The following is a 19311-nucleotide window of genomic DNA, read 5'->3' as shown; positions in this document are numbered from 1 at the left end:
GGATGCCGGCGCGTGCGGGAATATCCGCCCTGGGCGATCCTGGGCTGGCGACTGAAGTTCGGCGAGGAGGTGCAGGGCGTCATGTCGAGGACTTCGCCCCTGATCCTGATCGGCATGGTCTCGGGGCTTGGATTGGCGACCCTCGCGTCGGGCGGGCCCCAGGCGCGTGTTCGCGGATGGGGCGGGATGAAGGACGCGCGCGCCGCCGGTTTGCTGGCCGACGGCGGGGCGGTGCTCGGGCTTCTCGACGGCAGGGTGCTTGCGACGACGGATCTTCGCCCGACCCTCGTCACCGGGGGCACCCGCAGCGGCAAGGGCCGGGGACACGTCGTGCCGACCCTGCTGTCGTGGGGCGGAAGCGTCATGGCGCATGATCCGAAGGGAGAGCTGTGGCGAACCACGGCGGGGTGGCGGTCTGGTTTTTCACACGCGCTCTACTTCAGCCCCCGCGACCCGGCCTCCGCACGCTGGAACCCGCTCGCCGAGATCCAGCCCGGTCCCGGGGAGCTGGCTCCCATCCAGAGGTTGGTCGCCATACTGTCCGACCCGGGCGGTGTGCGGGATGACGAGGCCATCTGGGACAAGGCCGCCTCCGAAATCCTCGAGGCGGTCATTTTGCACGTCCTCTACTCCGCCGGGGACGCCCAAAAGACGCTCCTGACCGTCCGCGATCTGTTGGCCGATCTGGATGGCACGGCCGACGTCATGCTCAAGACGCTGCATAGTCTCGGGCCAAACGGCGAGCCGGCCGTCCATCCCTTCATCCGGACCGCCGTCAAGGGTTATGCGGCCATGCACGACCGGTTCCGCACCTCGGTCCAGGGGACGGCCCGTTCGTATCTGAAATGGTTGGCAGGCGAAGACCTCGAACGCGTGCTGTCGGCTTCGGACTTCGCCATGGGCGACCTGATGTGCGCCGACGCGCCGGTGTCTCTTTTCGTCCAGGTGGCTCCGGCCGACGCGGCGGCCCTGCGTCCGCTGGTCCGGCTGCTGTTCTATGCGGCGGCCCAGGCTCTGACAGCCCATGAGACCGAGGATGCCACCGGACAGAAGAAGACCCACCATCTCCTGATGCTGATGGACGAGTTTCCGTTGCTCGGTCGTCTCGCCTTCTTCGAGAAGTCGCTGCGGCTGATGTCGGGGTTCGGCATAAAGACCATGTTCGTCGCCCAGTCCCTGAACGACATCGTGGAGACCTATGGCCAACCTGGTTCTCGCGGGCTTTCTCGGTGCCGGCTGGTGGGTCCAGGCCGAACGCGCCGTGGTCAAACCGTTCGTGGTGGAGGTCTCCGACTGGGGCGAGACCCAGCGGATCACAGCGCTGGACGGCCGGTGGGAACAGGCGGACCCCCGTGTCTGCATATCCGGTCGCGCCCCTACTATCCGCTCGACCTTCTGGAAGTCTGGGCAAAGAGCCAGATCAGTGAGGTGAGGGCAGGCGCATCACCTGCGGCCCGGGCGCGACGCCATGGCTGAGCTGGGACAGCCGACGCATGGAGGACCGCGGTCCGGTGCTAGTAAGGCCGGCAATATTGATGACCGGGAGGACCGGCTGCTGCCCTGGCGAAGCGTCAGGGACATTACGGGCATCAGCCGGACCACGGCCTGGCGCATGCAGCAGACAGGCGATTTTCCCCATCCGGTGCCGGTGTCCGCCAAACGGGTTGGGTGGTGGGAGAGTGAGCTCACAGCCTGGAAGGCCCATCGCCGGCTGGCTAGTGGTAAACGGCCGACGCCGTGTCTTCCGACCAAGCCCAGCCGGCAGTGTGCGCAGAAGCCCGCTGCGAGGCCTGCCGACGTCGCAGTCAACACAGGTGGCGCTGCCCCCACAGTAGCCGTGTCCAGCCTTACGACAGCTTCGGCGCGGCGTCGCGTGCGGCCGAAGCCGGTTTCACCGGATCAGATCGACTTCGGCTTTTGACTCTTAGGCGACCTTGGGAAGGTCCGGTTTCGGCGCGCCGCTAGGGAAGCCCGGCCATCGGATGTCGGTCCAGTCGCGCGCTGTTAAAGGGCTGGCAGTCAGATGAGACCCGCCGCGCAGCCGAGCGCGATTGCTGCGGCCGTCGGCACGCCGAGCTTTTCGGAGATGTGAGCCCGATGCATTCCGACGTTGAGCAGACTGATACCGGGCCGATATGCGATTAACTTGCTGGGCGCTCCGGTCGCGAGATTGCGGACGACTTGACGCTCCCTGAGGCTGAGGCAAGCCTGGCCTGCCGGCGCTGATCCTCAGCAGACTGGTCACCCACCTAAAGCCATTCTGTCGCGGCCTGCTGGCTCACAGTGACGAGTCGGGGGAAATCGGGCGATGGCGCGACACGGGCCTCTGCGGCGTCGTCCACCTGTCGGGCGAGGCACGGCAAGCAGAGGATCTGTTCAAGCGCTTCGCGACGGCTGCACGGGACGCCGGGATGGCAGCTGCCTACTATGACGTCGGTACGCACAGCCAGTTCATGCAGGCTTGGGCGGCGGGCTTTTCCCACCTGTCGGGAGATCTGATCTCGCGCACTTTTGGTGAGCCGATCGTCCCGCAGCGGTTTGGCGCGCGCGATCTTTACGCGCTAGGCTGATGGCGGCGGTCGACGTTATCGATCGCCGCGAGGCACATGACGCCTGACGTCCATCAAGGGGGCCGATAGAGCCCCCAGAGTCAGGAGCCTGACGGCTTCGATCATCGTGCGTACGCCCAGTCGCTTGATGGCGCGCTCGCGATGGACCTCGATCGTCCGGACGCTGAGATCAAGCTCGAACGCAATCGCTTTTGTGGTGATCCCATCAGCGACGAGCAGAAGGACCTGGCGCTCGCGCGGCGACATAGAAGCGACCCGGCTGGCTGCCTCCAGCGCGTCGGCGTTGCGGTCTGTCAGATGGCTCTCGATCACCGACCAATGATTGTGCTGCTTGGCGAGCGCGACCTCATGGGCGCGAACGACGTCGAAGACATCGCCCGCCTTGCAGGCCGAAAGCGGATAGGTGCAAAGCAGCGAGATCGGTCTGTTCGCAATCACCTCGTTGAGATAATTCTCGTAGTCCATGAAAGCCTGCCAGTCCCGCTGTTGCAGCCAGCAGGTGTGGCCCGTGGCGGACAGGCCGCATTGATCGTGGGCGAGGGCTTGGGCGAGCTTTTCGTGCCAGAACGCCACCATGGGCCCGCCTGCGAACGCTCCCCCCTGCTGATAGGCATCGTCGGCGCAATGGAGTTCGACCCCGGCCTTTGCCAGGGCGTCGGCGTCCGCGCCATCGGGCATCATCCAGAGACAGAGATCGCCCCTGCGCGCGCCGGCCGCGCAGAACTGAGTGACGAGGTCCAGGAGGTCCTCATCGGTCTCGTAGAATGCGCAGATATGGGCGCCGTGGCGTATGGCCCCCAGCACCGCATCGTACGGTGGTTCGGCCCCGACGGGCTGTCGATCGTGGCTCTGTGGCATCGACGTTCCCATCCTTCAGGCGGGAGTCGCCAGTGCAGCGACGGAACTGCCCTAACACAGTTCGGCCTTAAAACCTTGGGTTTTTGTCGACAAGTCATCGAGGCGAGCGGTCGGGTCGAACTGCCGCTCCAAGGTCGGCGTCAGTGAGAATCGATCTTCTGACCTTGTCGAAGGTGAGCTTCAGCTTGCTGCAGGCTGTGCCAGCGTTCGAAACGACGGTCCGGGGTCAACCACATGCATGACACGGCGATGTAGAGCGCGATGGCGATCCAGGGCGAAAGGAAAGCGGCCGGAATGCCGAGGCCGTAGAGGGCGAAGCTGACCCACTCCTTCTCGCGCGAACCAACCGCGGCTCGAATCCGAGACTCCGTGCCTTCGGCCAGAATCAACTCGCGCTCGAGCCACATATACCCAAAGGCCGCCATTACGGTGACTGCCCCATACGCGGCCACGGGCTGCGACGTGACGCCAGCAAGGCCGATCCATCGGATCACGAACGGCATCAGGGTCAGCCAGAACAGAAGGAACAGGTTCGCCCACAGCGCCCGTCCGTTCACCTTGCGCGCTGTCGCGACCATGTGGTGGTGATTGGTCCAGAAGATGCCGATGTTGATGAAGGCCAACGCATAGGCGGCCAGCACCGGAACTGCGGGCTGGACCGCCTCCCAATGGCTGGCGTTGGGCACGTGAAGATCGATGACCATGATGGTGATGGCGATCGCCAACACACCGTCGGTGAACGCCATCAGTCGGTCGGTTTTCATTGCTGGTGGCCTCTGTGCGCGCGAAGCCCGGTCCCTTAGTTCGGGCCGCTTCCATCGCATCTGCGGCGACCATGGCTACTGACGCTCGGCTGCGCATTGACGCCCGTCAACGCCGCCTAACGAATGCAGTCAACCGCCCTGGTTACGGACGCGCCCTGTAGTGGAATCCACAGATGGTCCGCTCGTCGCCGCCCGTGCAGGTTGACCCAAGCGAGCAAACCGGAGGGCGTCATGCAAGAAAGAGGCGACTACGCTGGGTTTCTCGGAGCCGAACCGGGGCCGGCAACGTTGCTCGGTGGATCCGATGTCAGCGCCGCCGTCGTTGGGGCAGGGCGCGAAACCCGGTGGCGGAAAAACCAGGCTTGCGACTCGGTCGTCGCACGGGGCGCGGTCGCCTGCGTTTTGTCCGGAGCGGTCCGCAAGTTCGCGCTGCGGCCCAACGGTCAACGGCAGATCATCGATCTGATGATCATCGGGGATCCTGTGGGCTTCGCGCCCGTCGACCCGGCCTTCTTCCTCGAGGCCGTGTTGGACGACACGCGGATCGTGTCGTTCGCTCGCGAGGAGATCGATGGTCTCGTCGCCCGTTTTCCCGGCGTGGCCGCAGTGATGCACGAGTGCGCAGGCGAGGTCATTCGCCGGCTCGAGCATCACCTCCTCGTGCAGAGCCGCATCTCGGCTCGGGAAAAGGTCGGGGCCTACCTGGCGGAATTGGCGCGCAGGGTGGCGCCAGGCGGCGCCACCACGATCGTTCTGCCGATCACGCGCTACGACATCGCCGATCACCTCGGCATTGCGGTCGAGACCGTCAGCCGCGCCATGACCGTTCTGTGCCGCCGTGGATCGATCACGCTGAAGACTCCGCGCGACGTCGAAATCCGCGACGCAGCGATGCTCTCGGACGCCGGGCGGTGAGGGCTGCCGCTGCCTCTGCCACAGATGAGATGGCCGCTCTGATACCTTGGTCAGCTGCGGCCGGCGGCGCTCTCTTCGCCCCCCAACCCCGGAGAGCGCCGCCCCTCTTTCCGGGACGAAACATTGACGGTCGTCAGGGCGTCGCCGGCCCCGAACGTGCGAGCAGTCGGAAACATGGCAGGGCCGTTCGGGCCCACCCGGTGGAGGCGCATCGTGAGTAACATCCTGAAACCCGGAACCCTGGCGCCCGACTTCACCGGCGCCGTCACCGCCGACCAGACGCTCTCCCTGCGCGACCTCAGGGGGCGACCGGTGGTCCTGGCCTTCTACCCGGCCGACTGGAGCCCGGTCTGCGGCGACCAGATGAGCCTGTACAATGTGGTCCTCCCGGAGTTCCGAAAGCACGGCGCCGAGCTGCTAGGCCTCTCGGTCGATGGCGTCTGGTGTCATCAGGCCTATGCCAAGGCAAACCAGCTTCACTTTCCGCTGATCGCCGACTTTCACCCCAAGGGGGACATCGCCCGTTCGTACGGCGCCTTTCGCGACAACGAAGGCGTCGCGGAGCGCGCCCTGTTCGTCCTCGACGAGACCGGGCATATTGTCTGGAGCCATCTGTCGCCAATCGCCGTCAATCCCGGCGCCGAGGGCATTCTGGATGCGCTCGAACGGATGCCGAAGCCGGAGACGGCCGATGTCTGACCTGCGCGTCCCCATCAACGATCAGGACCATGTCTTCGGTCCCGCCGACGCCCCGGTGACGCTCGTCGAATATGGCGATTACCAGTGCCCGCACTGCCAAGCCGCGTGGCCAGAGGTCGAGCGGGTGATACGTCATTTCGGAGATGGGCTCAGGTACGTCTACCGGCATTTCCCCCTCTGGACCGTGCACCCCATGGCCAAGCCCGCCGCGGAGGCCGCGGAGTTCGCTGGCGCGCACGGGCATTTCTGGGACATGCACGCGGCGATCTTCGTCAATGGCCACCATCTGTCCGGCGCCATGCTGGTCACGCTTGCGCGGGCGCTCGGGCTCGATCCGGTCGCACTTCAGACCGCCCTGGAACAGGGAGTCTACACGGCCAGGGTCGACGCCGACCTGATCGGCGGAGCGCGCAGCGGCGTGAACGGCACGCCGTGCTTCTTCATCAATGGGCAGAGGCACAGTGGCGCGCACGACGCGATGTCGCTGTCGGCCGCCATCGAAACAGCGACCCTAAAGGCCGGGGCGCGTTGTAAGGCTGCCGGTCCTGTGACCGGTGCCCATTTTTCATAGCAGGAGGCAACGATGACCAAGCTCGCTCTTTACGTGCCGTTGAAGGCCAAGCCCGGCAGGGAAGGCGACGTCGCCGACTTCCTGCGATCGGCGCTTCCGCTGGTTCAAGAGGAGCCAGGGACGCTGACCTGGTATGCGATTGAGGAAGGTGCGGGGCAGTACGCCATTTTCGACACCTTCGAGACCGAAGCCGACCGCCAGGCCCATCTCGACGGCAGTGTCGCCGCAGCTCTGATGGAAAAGGCGAGCGACCTGTTCTCGGAACCGCCGCAAATCCACAAGCTGACGCTGCTCGCGGCGAAGTAGAGCTTCCCGACAGCCTGCCGCCCATCTGGGCTCTCAGGTCTCGGCCGGAGAGCCCTTTTTCTTGCAATCCGCCCACGATGTTGACGGTCGTCAGCGTCGATGCTTGGACCCGGCTCTACCTTTGGCGCTCCACTTAAAAAGGAGAAACGCCATGCAGACCGATACTGACATCAAGCGCGACGTGGAAGCGGCGCTGCGCTGGAACCCGGACATTGACGCGACCGACATCGGCGTGGCCGTGAAGGACGGCGTCGTCGCCCTGACGGGCTTCGTCCGCAGTTACGGCCAGAAATATGAAGCCGAACGCGAGGCCAAGAAGGTCCGGGGCGTCCGCGGCCTCGCCAACGACATCGAGGTCAAGCTGCCTTCGCTCAAGGAGCATGCCGACCCCGAGATCGCGCGTCACGCCGCCGAGGCGCTCAAGCGTGAGCTTCCCTATTCCTCGGAGCACATCAAGGTCACCGTCCGTAACGGCCTGATCACGCTCGAGGGCGACGTCGAATGGAAGTTCCAGAGCGAGCGCGCCGCAGCGGCCGTGCGCCGGATCGAGGGCCTGAGGGGCGTGATCAATCTCATCCAGATCAAGCCCCGCACCTCGCCCGCCGAGGTCAAGTCCAGGATCGAGGACGCATTGAAGCGCTCCGCCGCACTCGATGCGCAGCGGATCACGGTCGAGGCGAACGGTGGCGAAGTCATCCTGCGCGGAACCGTGCGCTCCTGGGCTGAACGCCAGGACGCTGAACGCGCGGCCTGGCGTGCGCCCGGCGTGTCCCGTGTCGACAACCGGATCACGATCGTCGTGCCGTAACTGCCCGATCAGTGCCTATCGCCCATCGGAAGAAGGAGACTGCCATGGCGACACATCATGCCCGGCCTGACGATCCGGACTGGCGTAACCTAGGCATCGCCGACTTCCGGTGGGCGACGGCCTTGCGCGACATCGGCGCGTTCTTGCTGGGCAAGCCTCCAAGGACGAGAGTGCGTCGGAAGCGAAACTGACGCCCCGCGAGGCAAGCAGCGGATTGGAGTTCGGTCGCGCCAATGCAACCGAACCGCACCGACGGGGCTACAGAGGGTCAGGATTTGCACATGCGAGACAACACGGCCCCCGGTTTCGTCCGCGTCAGGGGTGCGCGCGAGCACAATCTCAAGAACGTCGACGTCGATATACCGCGGGACGCTCTTGTCGTGTTCACCGGCGTGTCGGGATCCGGCAAGTCTTCGCTCGCCTTCTCCACCCTCTATGCCGAGGCGCAGCGCCGCTATCTGGAATCGGTCTCGCCCTATGCCCGTCGCCTGTTCCACCAGATGGAGACGCCGGAGGTCGATCTGATCGAGGGTCTGCCGCCCGCGGTGGCTCTGCAGCAGCAGAGGGGCTCGCCGACCACCCGATCGTCGGTCGGCAGCGTCACAACCCTCTCCAACCTTCTGCGGATGCTCTATTCGCGCGCCGGCGACTACCCGCAGGGACAGCCGCATCTCGAAGCCGAATCATTCTCGCCCAATACGCCCGAAGGTGCCTGTCCGCGCTGCCATGGCCTCGGCCGGATCCACGAGGTGACCGAAGCCTCGATGGTGCCCGATCCTTCGAAGACCATCCGAGAGCGCGCCGTCGCCGCCTGGCCCCTGGCCTGGGGCGGCCAGAACCTGCGCGACATCCTCATCAGCCTCGGCGTCGACGTCGACAAGCCCTGGCGCAACCTGCCGAAAAAGACGCGCGACTGGATCCTGTTCACCGAGGAACAGCCCCAGGTCCCCGTCTATCCAGGATGGACCCATGAGGAGATCCAGCGGGCGATCAGGCGCAAGTCCGAGCCCGCCTATATGGGCACCTTCTCGAGCGCCAAGCGCCATGTGACTCACAGCTTCGCCACCACCCAGAGCGCGATGATGAAGGCCCGCGCCGCGCGCTTCATGATCGGCGGGCCTTGCCCGGTCTGCGACGGCAAGAGGTTGCGTCAGGAGTCCCTGTCCGTTCTGTTCGAGGGCCTCGATCTCGCCGAGATGAGCCGCCTGCCGATGGCCCGCTTCTCGAAAATCTTCGCGCCCTATGCCGAGGCGAAGGCGGTCAAGCTGAAGCCGCTGCGCAAGACGCATCCGGAGAAGGCACTGGTGGTCGAGCGCATCGCCGGCGATCTGTGCCGCCGGCTCTCGGTCCTATTGGACCTCGGCCTCGGCTACCTGACGCTGGAGCGCAGCACGCCGACTCTGTCGCCCGGCGAGCTGCAGCGCCTGCGGCTCGCCACACAGGTCGTCTCCAACCTGTTCGGGGTGGTCTACGTCATGGACGAGCCGTCCGCCGGCCTCCATCCCGCCGATACCGAGGCGCTGCTCCGGGCGCTCGACGGCCTCAAGGCGGTCGGCAACTCCCTGTTCGTGGTCGAGCACGAGATGGACGTGATCCGCCGCGCCGACTGGATCGTCGACGTCGGCCCCGCCGCCGGCGAGCATGGCGGCCAGATCCTCTACAGCGGTGCCATCGAAGGTCTCACGGAGGTCGCCGCGTCGGAGACACGGCGACACCTGTTCGACGAGGGCGTCGGCGTCACGAGCCGGATGCGCGAGCCCGCCGCCTGGCTGCGGCTGGAGGGCGTGTCGCGCAACAATCTCAAGCAGGTCGATTGCGAAATACCGCTCGGCGTCATGACTACGGTCACCGGCATCTCCGGCTCAGGGAAATCCAGCCTGATCAGCCAGGCGCTGGTTGAGCTGGTCGCCGGAGCGCTTGGCGCCACACCTGCGGGAAAGGACGACGCGGATGTCGAAGGCGCATTCGAGGACGCACCGACCGTAGCAACCGAGGGCCGCATCGTCGGCGGGCTCGAAGGCGTCCGGCGGCTAATCGAGGTCGATCAAAAGCCGATCGGCCGCACCCCGCGCTCCAACCTCGCCACCTACACCGGCCTGTTCGACCATGTCCGCGCATTGTTCGCGGCGACGCCTGAAGCCCGAAAGCGTCGCTACGACGCCGGCCGGTTCTCCTTCAACGTCGCAAAAGGCCGGTGTCCGCGCTGCGAGGGAGAGGGGTTCGTCATGGTCGAACTTCTGTTCCTGCCGAGCGTCTACGCGCCGTGTCCCGCCTGTCATGGCGCCCGCTACAATCCCAAGACGCTTGAGATTACCTACAAGGGCAAGACCATCGCCGAGGTGCTGGCGCTGACCGTCGAGCAGGCCTGGGACTTCTTCGGCGACGCCCCCAATGTCTGCCGGTCCCTCAAGGTGCTGCGCGAGGTCGGGCTGAACTATCTCCGCCTCGGACAGCCCGCGACCGAGTTCTCGGGCGGCGAAGCTCAAAGGGTGAAGCTGGCGACGGAACTGCAGCGTGCCCAGCGCGGCGGCGCTCTCTATGTGCTAGACGAGCCGACTACCGGCCTTCACCCGACCGACGTCGAACGCCTGCTGGGCCAGCTCAATGCTCTGGTCGACGCCGGCAACAGCGTCATTCTGGTCGATCATGACATGAAGGTCGCAGCGGCGAGCGACTGGGTGATCGATATCGGCCCGGGCGCCGGCGACGAGGGCGGGCGGATCGTCGCCAGTGGCCCGCCGGCCAAGGTCGCCAAATCCCGGTCCAGCCGAACGGCGCCCTATCTCGATCGCGCGCTTGGCGGACGATCGCCTGTAGGGCCCACCTCCCACGCCACACGCGCTAGATGGCGCTGATCGTCGAGGAGGCCGTGCGTCACAGTGATCTGTCGGCCTTGTCACGCTGGATCGAAGACCAGCCGCCCTGGTCGGACTTTCCGTTTCTGATCCTGACCCAGCGGGGCGGGAGTGTGGAGCGCAACCCGGCCGCACAACGCCTGTCCGAAACTCCGGGCAATGTGAGCTTTCTGGAGAGGCCCTTCCATCCCACTACACTGATCAGTGCGGTCAGGACGGCTTTGCGCGGTCGCCATCGTCAGTATGAGGCGCGCGAGCGGATGGAGGACATCCGCAAGGCCGAGGCGCTGCTCGAGCAACGGGTCGCGGAACGCACCGCCGAGCTTGAGACCGCCAATCGCCAACTCGCGTCCCAGACGAGGAGCGGGAGCGCGTCGAGATCGCCCTGCGTCAGGCCCAAAGGCTGGAGGCCGTCGGCCAGCTGACATCCGGCGTGGCTCACGACTTTAACAATCTGCTCACCGTCGTGCTCGGCAATGTCGAGCAGATGAAGAAGCGGGTGCAGGACCCGGCCCTGCTCAAACGCCTGGCCATGATGGGGGAGGCGTCTCAGCGAGGGGCCAAGCTGACCGCCCAACTGCTCGCCTTCTCGCGCCGCCAGAAGCTTGAACCCCGTCCTGTCGATCTGAACGATACTGTCGGCAGCATGCGCGATATGCTGCAGAGTGCTATCGGGGGCAGTGTCCAGATCAATCCGCCTATACTGGCCGATGATCTCTGGCCCGCGATGATCGATCCGACCCAGATCGAGCTGGTCATCCTGAACCTGGCGATCAATGCGCGTGACGCCATGGATGTGGGCGGCTCCCTCACGGTCTCGACGGCCAATGTCGCCCTGGGTGCTCCAAGGCAGCCGGAAGAACCCCCGGCCGGGGAGTACGTCATGGTCGCTGTCTCTGACACCGGCTCGGGTATGACGTCTGAAGTCCTCGGCCGGGCCTTTGAGCCCTTCTTCACCACCAAGGAAGTCGGCAAGGGCTCAGGCCTGGGACTGAGCCAGGTCTTCGGCCTGGCCAAACAGTCCGGCGGCGGTGTCAGCATCGAAACAGAGGTGGGCATAGGAACGACGATCAAGGTCTATTTGCCCCGAGCCGATGCCATGCCGGTGGCAGATGATGATACGGTCGAGGCCCTGCAGCTGGCGGACAGCTCAGACCGCGTGGTGCTGGTCGTCGATGACGACGATGCCGTGCGCCAGGTCACGGTCGGCTTCCTCAGCGACCTCGGCTATCGTGTGATCGAGGCTGACAGTGGCGATGCGGCCCTGGATATCGAGCGACAGCACAATCGCATCGACGCCATGGTCCTGGACTTCGCCATGCCCGGCATGAACGGTGCCGAGCTGGCGCGCGAGATACGCTCCCGCCGCCCAACCATCCCGATCGTTTTCGCGACCGGCTACGCCGACGCCGACGCTCTGACAGACGTGGGGGTCGACCTGATCGTCCACAAACCCTTCAGCCAGGCCGAACTTGCCCGCAAAGTGTCTGCAAGCCTCTCCAGCGTGCAATCAGTTCAGGCCTAGGCAGGTCCATCCATTTAGCCGGCACCAGCCATCGCCAGATAGTGGTCCGCATCAGATATCGGTACGGCGGCCACCCAATGGTCTGGCGGCAATGTTAACTCAGGACAGATGGCCCTAGCGGATGGCTGGACCGCCACCATCGTGGCGAGGAGTGCGCTCCATCTGGTCAGGGCATCACGCTTCTCGGCCATGTAGTCGTAAAGGGCATAGGTCGACAGTGTGATCATCGCCGCCCCCCCTGTCTCGCTGGTGTGGTTCAGTACCCGGCCGATGATGAAGGGCTGCACCCGCAGGCGCTCGCTGGCCATATTGGTAGCCGCCGTCCGTCTGAGGTCGTGCGGCGTGAGCCGCTCCAGGGCCAAGGCGATCCGGATGTTGCGCAAGTCGTGGCTGACGGCGTTGGCCCCCATGGGCTCGTCGACGTCCCACTGGGACGGGAAAACGTAGGGGGAGGGGGCAAGGCCTTCGCTGGCCTGTAGCGCAAGCGCCTGCTGTATGAGTTGGATCGCCAGATCGGTCAGGGGCACCTTGTGGGTCCGACCGTTCTTGGTGCGCTCGCCGGGGATGGTCCAGATCCGCTGGTCGAAGTCCAGCTCCGACAGGGCCATGCCGGTCACTTCGGACCGCCGCTGGGCCAGGACCAGAAGCAGCTTGATGGCGATCGCAACGCGCGGTGTCACATAGACCCTGCCGTCCCTGTAGGCGGTGTCGGGCTTGCGCAGGGTCTCCGGCCTGTCGATGCCGCGCCAGATGGCGAGGATCTCGGAATCCTTCAGCACGCGCTCGCGCGGCTTCTCCTGGCCCATGGCCTTCACGCCGGTGACCGGGTTGAACTCGATGCGGTCCTCGGAGATCGCGAAGTTGAACATCTGCCGGAGCTGGGCGCGGACGTGGTTGGAGGTCGTGTTCAGACCTTTTTCCATGGGCGCGCGGATCAGGGCCTTGATCTGCGGCTTGCGGATTTCTTCCAGGCGCAGCGGGCCGATCTTCGGCGTGACATATCGTTCGAGCAGCCATCGCTCGCGCTTGAGGGTGTCCGGTCGTTTTGTCTTGCTGCGAGGACGCCATTCGCCGGAGGCGCAGGCGGCGAAATAGGCTTCAGTGAGGTCGTCGAACGTCTTGAGAGGCAGGGCTGCGGCCGTGGCCTTCTCGATCCGGCGCTGGCCACTGGGGTCTCCACCATCAAAGGCCTTGCTGCGCGCAGCGGCGGCGCGCTGGCGGGCTGAGGCCAGCCCCACCTCAGGGTAATATCCAAGGTGAAAGCGGCGCTGCACTCCATCATCCGTTCGGTAGCGGACGAACCAGGACTTGCGCCCGGTGGCGTTCACTCTCAGGATCAGCCCGGCGGCATGCGGATGGTCGTCACTAAGCTCCATGCGTTCTCCCGCGAGAGCGATGGCGGCGGCGACGGATTTATCTGTCAATCTGACCTTCGGCACGCACCGATGATCCCTCAGAATGACCCTGAAATCCAGACCGGTTCACACCAAACGGGGGCACACAGGGGACACAAATCGTCGAAATCTCCTGAAACGACCTGAAACCCAGTGAAAAGTTTTACTCTTTTATATCAGTAGGTTGTAGCCGTTTCTGAACATCTCTGAAACCTGTTGAAACCCCCTTTAGGGCGGCTTTTAATCAGAGGGTCCTCGGTTCGAGCCCGAGAGGACGTACCATCTTATCTGTTTCTGCGGCTGTGCCTTGCTGACTGCCTCGCCACGTCTGAGAGATCGCGCACGTCCCGACGATCGGGCGGTTCTCAGGAGATGTCCCCGAGACCAGGGGTGTTGTCGAAACGGATCTTGTTTTCAGCTGTCCCGGACGCATCGATCCTATGGACCAGGCTCAGCGCTAGCTCGGCTGCTTTATCGTCGCTAAGGTCATGAATATGTGGGCCATTGATACCCCTCCCACCTGCGGTATCGATCCTGATGGTGGCGAGACCGAGCCACCTTTGAAGCAGTCCCCGCCTTACCGTGACGGATTGAATATTGCCGTATGGCACCGTCCAGTCGCGTTGCTTCAGCACACCCCGCCTGACGTTCAGGCAGGTCTCAGCCAAGGCATAGCCATGAAAGCGAGGCCGCAGCAGCGACACCCCCAGCGGGATCGGGAGAACCAGCAGCAGGCCGGCGGCCAGAGGAAAGTAAAGACTGGCCACCAGAACGATGACTGCCGGCAGTACCACCGACCCGAGGCAGGCCCCGGCGGCATGCCAGCGCGATACCGATCGAAGCAGGGATTGATCGAAGGGAGGCAGTCCGGCGTGGACGACCAGCGGTTCGATCTCGGTAGGTCGTGCGAAGGGAGCCAGCTCCTGACGGCCTGACACATGGTCGCTGCTGCCCAGGGTCTGCACCTTGAAAGCGCCCCACCCCAGACGTCCGCTGACAGCGCCGCGCTCGATCAGGCCAAGCTGAATTTGGCGTTGCGCGACCACGACTTCGGTCCTGGTCAGCAATCCGCAGCTGTAGCGAAAACGACCTTCGGCAAAGGCCAGCTTGAAGTCATGGTATCGCAGAACGGTTCGGACAATCCCGACGACGATCCCGAGCACTACGGCCAGTCCAACGAAGCCGATCGCCAGCATCACATTCAGCCGCGCCTGCAACTCCCGTTCGGCCACATCCAGCAGGTCCAGCCAGCGGCCCCAGTCAAAGACCTGGGTCTGGTCGAGATACTGGACCGCACCGAAAATGGCCGCGATCCAGACCAGCGAGAAGTTGAACAGGCCGAAATAGAGCAGGCGAGGAAGCGCCATTCGATACAAGGGGGTCTCTTTGTCTCCGCTACTGACGTCGGCTTCGGCTTCGGCTTTGACTGCCGTCTCGGCCACAGCCTGGCGCGTTTTGAGCCCCCTGAGCAGGGCGCGAAGGCGGTAGGCTTCGTCCAGGCTGACGCTGTCCAGTCTGCCTTCGTCTGCCTCGCCGCCACCCGTCTCGATGCGCACCTCGGCCAGACCCAGCACCCGTGCGACCGGGCTGCGTTTGATAGACACATCCTGGATGCGCTCGGCCGGTATCGAGCGGCGTGTGCGATTGAGGATGCCGCGCGAAATCACAAGCTGGTCTGGCAAGACCTCATAGGTGAAGCCGCGCCAGTGAAGCCAGCTGATCAAGCCCGTGACAGCCATCACCAGCGCAAGCCCGACGAGCGCGAAAATGAGAGCCAGTCCCTCGCCTTGCACGGCGGTCAGGATGAACGGCACGGCGAAAATGGCCGACGGCAAACCGGGAAGGGCGCGAACGAGGATGGTCCGCGGATCAAGCCGTCGCGGCGGCAGGATACCGGGTTCGATAGGCTGCCGGGGCTCCATTACCAGGGCGCGTCGCTGATCCGGCCGCGAATGGCATCACGGATTTCTTCGGCGCGCTGGCGGCTTATGCCAGGCAGTATGACCCGGCTGCCTTCGGTGCCGGCCGTGTGGAGTATGAGCGTTGCTACACCGGCGCTGCGCTCGATCGGCCCCTGGCTGACGTCGATGTGCTGGACACGCGACACGGGCACGATGGTGTGCATCTGGGTGAGCCATCCCTGGGCCACGTGCAGTTCCCGGTCGGTGAAGGCATAACCCCAGCGCCGCCAGCGTCCCGGAACAAGAAAAATCGTGGACAAGGCTCCGAAGACAACTACCGGACCGGTGACAAGCCCGAACACCGTATCAACGCGCCATTGCAGTACGCCATCCGCAATCGCTGCGATCGCAACAAGCGTCAGCCAGCCGATCGCCGATCGCACACGCAACACATTCAGATAGCCGCGCTCCAGCGGTTGCAGGGGAATGATCTGGGCAGTCATCGATAACCGACCATCCAGGGCTGGCATGGCCGGGACCGTGTCTCGTCAGTGTAGCGGATGCTATCCGCCATAGCCCCGCCCGCCGCCCCCGAAACCGCCGCGTGAGACCACCGTCGTGCGGTTCTGCACGCGGCTCGGGGCCTGACGGGCCTCGGGTGTATGGTCCCGCGCATTGGTGATCGTCCGGCCGGTCCTGTAGTCGCGGCTGAGGTAACCCCCGCCGTAACCGTTGGAATACTGGCCGTCCCGGTCACGGTACAGCGGTCCGCCGCCGCGATAGCCGCCACCGTTCAGCAACTGGCCGATGATGAAGCCTGTGGCCAACGGACCGAAGAATGAGCCACCGCCGCTGTTCAGCGGGCGGCACTGCTCGGGTCCCCATGCCCCCTCGCACTCGGCCTGGGTCGCATAGCGGGGCGAGGTTTCGGCAGCCACGCGCTGTGCCTCGGCATAGGCGGTGTCGCACTCGGCATCGGGGATGTCGTTGGCCGCCTGGCACTCCGCGACCGAGGTGTAGGCCAGAGCTGGCACAGGCTCGGGCTGCGGTACTGACCGCTGGGGCGAGCCGCAGGCAGCCATGGAAAAGCTGACCGTCGCCATCAGGCTGGAGACATGCAGCGTCTTCGACCGCTTCAGGCGGCGCATGGTGGAGGCGGGGGCTGGAGTCTGGATGTCGTCGGTCATCATGGCCTCACGCCGTCATGCAGGCGGCGTTGAGCAGGCCCACGCCGATGGAGATGGATCCCAGATAGATGCCCGCCGCCATCTCGCCCGCCTCGATCCGCGCAGCCAGTCCGCGATAGACCAGTCGGCTGACCACGATGAAGGCCACGATCTGGATCACCCCAGCCAGCACAGCCCAGGCCGCAAACTCCATCAGGCTGACGGTCTGGGACAGGGCGGAGGCCAGCGGCAGAACGAAGCCGATCAGCGCCCCGCCCAGCGACACGGCGGCGGCGGTGTTACCCTGCCGGATCAGGCTGCTCTCATGGTACGGCGTGACCAGCTGGTAGATAAATTTGAACGCCACGAAGAAGGCCACCGCAGCGGCAAAGGCGATGATGAAGGCGGTGGCCCCCGTCTGAAATGCGAACCAGTCGAACATGTTACCCCCAGTCAGTGTTGCGCGGTCAGGCGCGGAACTCGGCCATTTCCAGTGGAATGCCGATCATGATTTCGTGTGTGACGTCGCCGACGATGTCGTCCTGGTCGTGCGGTTCCATTTCCAGTGCCATCATCAGCTCACGCCCGCCCGACAGGTCGCGCGCATACAGCATGCAGGTCTGGAAGATGCGGCTGTAGGGCACCGTCGCGGCCCGATCGTCGAACAGGGATTCCCACAGCTCTACCGGCTGCTGGATCGCGTCGCTTTCGGCGAACCAGAAGCGGGGATAGGCCGGCAGCTCCTCGGCCGCGCCGTCGAACACAGGGGCCGACAGGCGGTCGCGCCACATCCGGCGCTCGCGCGCGCCGGGCGGATAGGCCGAGGTCCACGGGATGAACAGGGTGAAGTCATAGGCCCCCTGACCATCGGGGCTGTCGCTCATGGCCTGAAGCATCACATGGTCGTCGGTGTAGAAGCGGTGCACATGCTGGCCGCCGTCCAGCACCACACGCCCCTGAGCCGTGATCTCCAGCGCGTCGCGGTCCAGGGTGAAATGGGTCTCGTCGCCCAGCCGCTCCCAGGCCAGCGGGTCAAGAGAGACGGTCCGGCCCACCGTGATGTTGCGCACCTCGGCCAGGGTGATCGCGGGCGGGGTCTTGTCGCCGGAACCGAACAGACGCTTGAACATGACCCCTCTTACCCCGCCAGGGCCGCCGCATCGACCCTGTTTGACGCGACATAGAACAGCCGGTCGCCGGGCTGAACGGGTCGATCGGGCGCGGGATTGAAGGTCGGGGTCGTCGCCTCGGCCGGCTGGATGGCCAGCAAGGTCGCGCTGCGATCCAGCAGGGCACGGGCCAGATCGCCGAATGGACGTGCGGCCCGGTCCGGCCATTGCAGGCTGAACAGGGTCGCCTCCTTGTCCAGATGGCTCGTCAGGGCGCTGATGACCTGGCTCGCGCCGGGGTCCTTGCAGGCGCGCGCTACCATCTCGGGTCCGGCCGACAGCACGACCTCGACCTGGGGGCAGTGCTGATCCACCAGCCGGGCATGGTCTTCGTTCTCGAAATAGCAGACCACATGGGCCTGGGCAGGTACCAGGGCCGTCGCCGCCAGTGTCGCCGCCAAAGTGTCGGAATCGGAGTTGGTGAACACCAGAACACGCGAGGCCTGGGCCACGCCCGCGCGCGTCAGGGCGGCGACCGAGGTCAGACTTTCGGTCTGGACGTAGCGAATGCGGCTGTCGAGATCGGTGACGGCCTGCCGCGTCAGCAACACCAGGGTCTGGTCGGGATTGAGGTCCGAACACAGCTCTTCGATCATCTTGGCGGTCCGCGCCGGGTGGTAGCCGATGAGGACGATGGTGTCGGTCATGCGAGAATAGTCTCCCTTGCCAGCGCGGCGCAGGCGCCAGATGTCGCCGATGGCACCCAGGACCTTGGCCACGACGGTTGTGAAGGCGGCGATGGCACCGGGAAACACCCAGATCGCCGTGATCAATCGGCCGAGGTCTGTTCCAGGGCTGAGGTCGCCATAGCCGACGGTGTAGGCTGTCGTGGCGTACCAGTAGAAGAAGGTCACAGGCGACGTCAGTTCCGTCTCGCCTGCGATATCGAACAGTAGCCATGTCGATCCGGCATGAAGCCCGATCAGTGCCGCGAGCATAGTCCAGTGCAGATCGGCCATCGCGTGGAAGGCCTTGTCGAATATGCGCGCCAGCTTCAGTCTCGGCAGCAGCATTCGCCCTTGACCCCGGTCGGGCCCCATGCCCGGAATGCGTGAAGTCATCGCAGACGGCTGGCCAATGTCAACCGTTCCTGTTACGCGTTACATGAAACATGCGTAATCAATCCTCGAAACCCTTGCCCTCGGCGAACGATCGTATACGTGCTTGGCGCAAGGCCCGGCGTGAGGCGGGCATGGTCAAGCTGGAGTTCTGGGTGCCGGAACCCGCGCGAGAGGATGTGAAGGCGGCGGTCCACGCCATCGTCACCGAGTCGACACGCGGACCTGAGATCGTTCGTCGCCCGCGTCGCAACCCTTCCACCGTTCCCTTTGGAGTGAACCATCCCATGGATGCCGTGATCGAAACGTCCTGGACCGTACCGGCCATCAAGACTGCGCTGGAAAGTTCTGACCTGGTCCGCGAGGGCGAAATGACCCTGCGAGTGCTGGAGGGAGCCGAGCCCGTGCTGCTGGCCACGATGAATGAGTACGGTGACCTGCCCATCTATCTGTCGGTGGGCGGAGCCCAGATCGTCTGTTCGGTACTCCTGTGGCCGGTGTCCGAGCAGAAGGACGCCGATCAGTTCAACTCCTTCCTGCTGAAGGCCCAGCGGGTGGTGCCGCTGTCCAACTTCGCCATCACCACGGTGGATGGCCAGGACGTCTATGAACTGATGGGCGAACTGTCGTGCAAGACGACGCTTCAGACCATATTGATCGAACTGCGCACCTTGGCCGAGAACGCGATCGACGCCACCGAACTGCGCGAAACGTTCGGCGCTGACGCCGCCGCTGCCTGATCCGGAGACCGA

At 64.9% G+C, this 19311-nt stretch carries 21 protein-coding genes and 1 pseudogene; 12 read left to right on the top strand and 10 right to left on the bottom strand.

All coding sequences use genetic code 11. The annotated features are described in order from the left end of the window. Positions 1-12: 12 nt before the first annotated feature. Both AC4PRM_RS09295 and AC4PRM_RS09290 read left to right on the top strand, forming a co-directional pair. Entirely contained in the window at positions 13-1476 is a 1464-nt protein-coding gene (locus AC4PRM_RS09295; RefSeq protein WP_492039609.1) for a type IV secretory system conjugative DNA transfer family protein, read from the top strand. Beyond that, complete coding sequence (locus AC4PRM_RS09290) at positions 1469-1921, top strand: helix-turn-helix transcriptional regulator (RefSeq protein WP_492039608.1); 453 nt, start codon at positions 1469-1471, stop codon at positions 1919-1921. The genes AC4PRM_RS09295 and AC4PRM_RS09290 overlap by 8 nt, the downstream gene beginning before the upstream one ends. Before the next feature lie 98 nt (positions 1922-2019). Here AC4PRM_RS09290 and AC4PRM_RS09285 read toward each other — a convergent pair. After that, a pseudogene (locus tag AC4PRM_RS09285) lies at positions 2020-2190 on the bottom strand (LuxR C-terminal-related transcriptional regulator); the annotation flags it as partial. Between the two features lie 221 nt (positions 2191-2411). On the opposite strand from AC4PRM_RS09285, the gene AC4PRM_RS09280 reads away from it, so the two are divergent. Further along, positions 2412-2570 (top strand): hypothetical protein, encoded by a 159-nt coding sequence (locus AC4PRM_RS09280; protein ID WP_492039607.1) that lies wholly within the window; start codon positions 2412-2414, stop codon positions 2568-2570. Positions 2571-2585: 15 nt separating this feature from the next. Here the strand turns inward: AC4PRM_RS09280 and AC4PRM_RS09275 are convergent, their stop codons facing one another. Together AC4PRM_RS09275 and AC4PRM_RS09270 are read right to left on the bottom strand one after the other, a co-directional pair. Beyond that, positions 2586-3374, bottom strand: a complete 789-nt coding sequence (locus AC4PRM_RS09275) for an MEDS domain-containing protein (protein WP_492039606.1) — start codon at positions 3372-3374, stop codon at positions 2586-2588. A gap of 194 nt (positions 3375-3568) precedes the next feature. Further along, positions 3569-4192, bottom strand: a complete 624-nt coding sequence (locus tag AC4PRM_RS09270) for a TMEM175 family protein (RefSeq protein ID WP_492039605.1) — start codon at positions 4190-4192, stop codon at positions 3569-3571. Positions 4193-4423: 231 nt separating this feature from the next. Between AC4PRM_RS09270 and AC4PRM_RS09265 the strand changes: the two genes are divergently transcribed. From AC4PRM_RS09265 to AC4PRM_RS09230, 8 genes are all read left to right on the top strand, one after another. Next, positions 4424-5107, top strand: a complete 684-nt coding sequence (locus tag AC4PRM_RS09265) for a Crp/Fnr family transcriptional regulator (protein ID WP_492039604.1) — start codon at positions 4424-4426, stop codon at positions 5105-5107. A gap of 174 nt (positions 5108-5281) precedes the next feature. Next, entirely contained in the window at positions 5282-5806 is a 525-nt protein-coding gene (locus tag AC4PRM_RS09260; RefSeq protein ID WP_492039603.1) for a redoxin domain-containing protein, read from the top strand. Continuing rightward, a complete protein-coding gene (locus AC4PRM_RS09255; protein WP_492039602.1) occupies positions 5799-6377 on the top strand; it encodes a DsbA family protein in 579 nt (192 codons plus the stop codon). Before AC4PRM_RS09260 ends, AC4PRM_RS09255 begins: the two co-directional genes overlap by 8 nt. A 12-nt stretch (positions 6378-6389) precedes the next feature. Then, positions 6390-6683 carry a putative quinol monooxygenase gene (locus tag AC4PRM_RS09250; RefSeq protein WP_492039601.1) on the top strand — a complete coding sequence of 98 codons (294 nt, stop codon included), beginning with the start codon at positions 6390-6392 and terminating at the stop codon, positions 6681-6683. A 151-nt stretch (positions 6684-6834) separates the two neighbouring features. Continuing rightward, complete coding sequence (locus tag AC4PRM_RS09245; protein WP_492039600.1) at positions 6835-7491, top strand: BON domain-containing protein; 657 nt, start codon at positions 6835-6837, stop codon at positions 7489-7491. Between the two features lie 281 nt (positions 7492-7772). Then, positions 7773-10346, top strand: a complete 2574-nt coding sequence (locus AC4PRM_RS09240; protein WP_492039599.1) for an excinuclease ABC subunit UvrA — start codon at positions 7773-7775, stop codon at positions 10344-10346. After that, positions 10337-10771 (top strand): hypothetical protein, encoded by a 435-nt coding sequence (locus AC4PRM_RS09235; RefSeq protein ID WP_492039598.1) that lies wholly within the window; start codon positions 10337-10339, stop codon positions 10769-10771. Before AC4PRM_RS09240 ends, AC4PRM_RS09235 begins: the two co-directional genes overlap by 10 nt. 8 nt (positions 10772-10779) lie before the next feature. After that, positions 10780-11871, top strand: coding sequence for a response regulator (locus AC4PRM_RS09230; RefSeq protein WP_492039597.1), 1092 nt, complete (start codon positions 10780-10782; stop codon positions 11869-11871). A 14-nt stretch (positions 11872-11885) separates the two neighbouring features. On the opposite strand, the gene AC4PRM_RS09225 is transcribed toward AC4PRM_RS09230, so the two are convergent. The 7 genes from AC4PRM_RS09225 to AC4PRM_RS09195 all read right to left on the bottom strand — a co-directional run bounded on the left by AC4PRM_RS09225 (position 11886) and on the right by AC4PRM_RS09195 (position 18562). Next, positions 11886-13295, bottom strand: a complete 1410-nt coding sequence (locus AC4PRM_RS09225; RefSeq protein ID WP_492039596.1) for a tyrosine-type recombinase/integrase — start codon at positions 13293-13295, stop codon at positions 11886-11888. Between the two features lie 335 nt (positions 13296-13630). After that, positions 13631-15079 carry a PH domain-containing protein gene (locus AC4PRM_RS09220; RefSeq protein ID WP_492039595.1) on the bottom strand — a complete coding sequence of 483 codons (1449 nt, stop codon included), beginning with the start codon at positions 15077-15079 and terminating at the stop codon, positions 13631-13633. A 107-nt stretch (positions 15080-15186) separates the two neighbouring features. Then, complete coding sequence (locus AC4PRM_RS09215) at positions 15187-15669, bottom strand: PH domain-containing protein (RefSeq protein WP_373258558.1); 483 nt, start codon at positions 15667-15669, stop codon at positions 15187-15189. Positions 15670-15729: 60 nt separating this feature from the next. Continuing rightward, on the bottom strand, positions 15730-16356 hold the full coding sequence (locus tag AC4PRM_RS09210; RefSeq protein WP_373258559.1) for a DUF1190 domain-containing protein: 627 nt from the start codon (positions 16354-16356) through the stop codon (positions 15730-15732). Positions 16357-16360: 4 nt separating this feature from the next. Then, positions 16361-16774 (bottom strand): DUF350 domain-containing protein, encoded by a 414-nt coding sequence (locus AC4PRM_RS09205; protein WP_373258560.1) that lies wholly within the window; start codon positions 16772-16774, stop codon positions 16361-16363. 25 nt (positions 16775-16799) lie between these two features. After that, positions 16800-17462 carry a YjfK family protein gene (locus AC4PRM_RS09200; RefSeq protein ID WP_492039594.1) on the bottom strand — a complete coding sequence of 221 codons (663 nt, stop codon included), beginning with the start codon at positions 17460-17462 and terminating at the stop codon, positions 16800-16802. Between the two features lie 8 nt (positions 17463-17470). Continuing rightward, the gene (locus tag AC4PRM_RS09195) at positions 17471-18562 is read right to left on the bottom strand and encodes a potassium channel family protein (protein WP_373258562.1); all 1092 of its coding nucleotides are present in this window, start codon (positions 18560-18562) and stop codon (positions 17471-17473) included. A gap of 50 nt (positions 18563-18612) precedes the next feature. On the opposite strand from AC4PRM_RS09195, the gene AC4PRM_RS09190 reads away from it, so the two are divergent. Next, a complete protein-coding gene (locus tag AC4PRM_RS09190) occupies positions 18613-19299 on the top strand; it encodes a YjfI family protein (RefSeq protein ID WP_492039593.1) in 687 nt (228 codons plus the stop codon). The last annotated feature ends 12 nt before the right edge of the window (positions 19300-19311 follow it).

The sequence above is a fragment of the Brevundimonas sp. DW-iso22 genome, from assembly GCF_058725425.1.
This window is presented reverse-complemented; position numbering and strand designations above follow the sequence as displayed.

Coding starts and splice junctions, on each gene's coding strand:
- AC4PRM_RS09190 (WP_492039593.1), top strand. CDS start 18,613: ATGCGTAATCAATCCTCGAAACCCTTGCCCTCGGCGAACGATCGTATA.
- AC4PRM_RS09290 (WP_492039608.1), top strand. CDS start 1,469: ATGGCTGAGCTGGGACAGCCGACGCATGGAGGACCGCGGTCCGGTGCT.
- AC4PRM_RS09195 (WP_373258562.1), bottom strand. CDS start 18,562: ATGACTTCACGCATTCCGGGCATGGGGCCCGACCGGGGTCAAGGGCGA.
- AC4PRM_RS09255 (WP_492039602.1), top strand. CDS start 5,799: ATGTCTGACCTGCGCGTCCCCATCAACGATCAGGACCATGTCTTCGGT.
- AC4PRM_RS09200 (WP_492039594.1), bottom strand. CDS start 17,462: ATGTTCAAGCGTCTGTTCGGTTCCGGCGACAAGACCCCGCCCGCGATC.
- AC4PRM_RS09245 (WP_492039600.1), top strand. CDS start 6,835: ATGCAGACCGATACTGACATCAAGCGCGACGTGGAAGCGGCGCTGCGC.
- AC4PRM_RS09250 (WP_492039601.1), top strand. CDS start 6,390: ATGACCAAGCTCGCTCTTTACGTGCCGTTGAAGGCCAAGCCCGGCAGG.
- AC4PRM_RS09205 (WP_373258560.1), bottom strand. CDS start 16,774: ATGTTCGACTGGTTCGCATTTCAGACGGGGGCCACCGCCTTCATCATC.
- AC4PRM_RS09280 (WP_492039607.1), top strand. CDS start 2,412: ATGGCAGCTGCCTACTATGACGTCGGTACGCACAGCCAGTTCATGCAG.
- AC4PRM_RS09235 (WP_492039598.1), top strand. CDS start 10,337: ATGGCGCTGATCGTCGAGGAGGCCGTGCGTCACAGTGATCTGTCGGCC.
- AC4PRM_RS09215 (WP_373258558.1), bottom strand. CDS start 15,669: ATGACTGCCCAGATCATTCCCCTGCAACCGCTGGAGCGCGGCTATCTG.
- AC4PRM_RS09265 (WP_492039604.1), top strand. CDS start 4,424: ATGCAAGAAAGAGGCGACTACGCTGGGTTTCTCGGAGCCGAACCGGGG.
- AC4PRM_RS09270 (WP_492039605.1), bottom strand. CDS start 4,192: ATGAAAACCGACCGACTGATGGCGTTCACCGACGGTGTGTTGGCGATC.
- AC4PRM_RS09240 (WP_492039599.1), top strand. CDS start 7,773: ATGCGAGACAACACGGCCCCCGGTTTCGTCCGCGTCAGGGGTGCGCGC.
- AC4PRM_RS09260 (WP_492039603.1), top strand. CDS start 5,282: ATGGCAGGGCCGTTCGGGCCCACCCGGTGGAGGCGCATCGTGAGTAAC.
- AC4PRM_RS09210 (WP_373258559.1), bottom strand. CDS start 16,356: ATGATGACCGACGACATCCAGACTCCAGCCCCCGCCTCCACCATGCGC.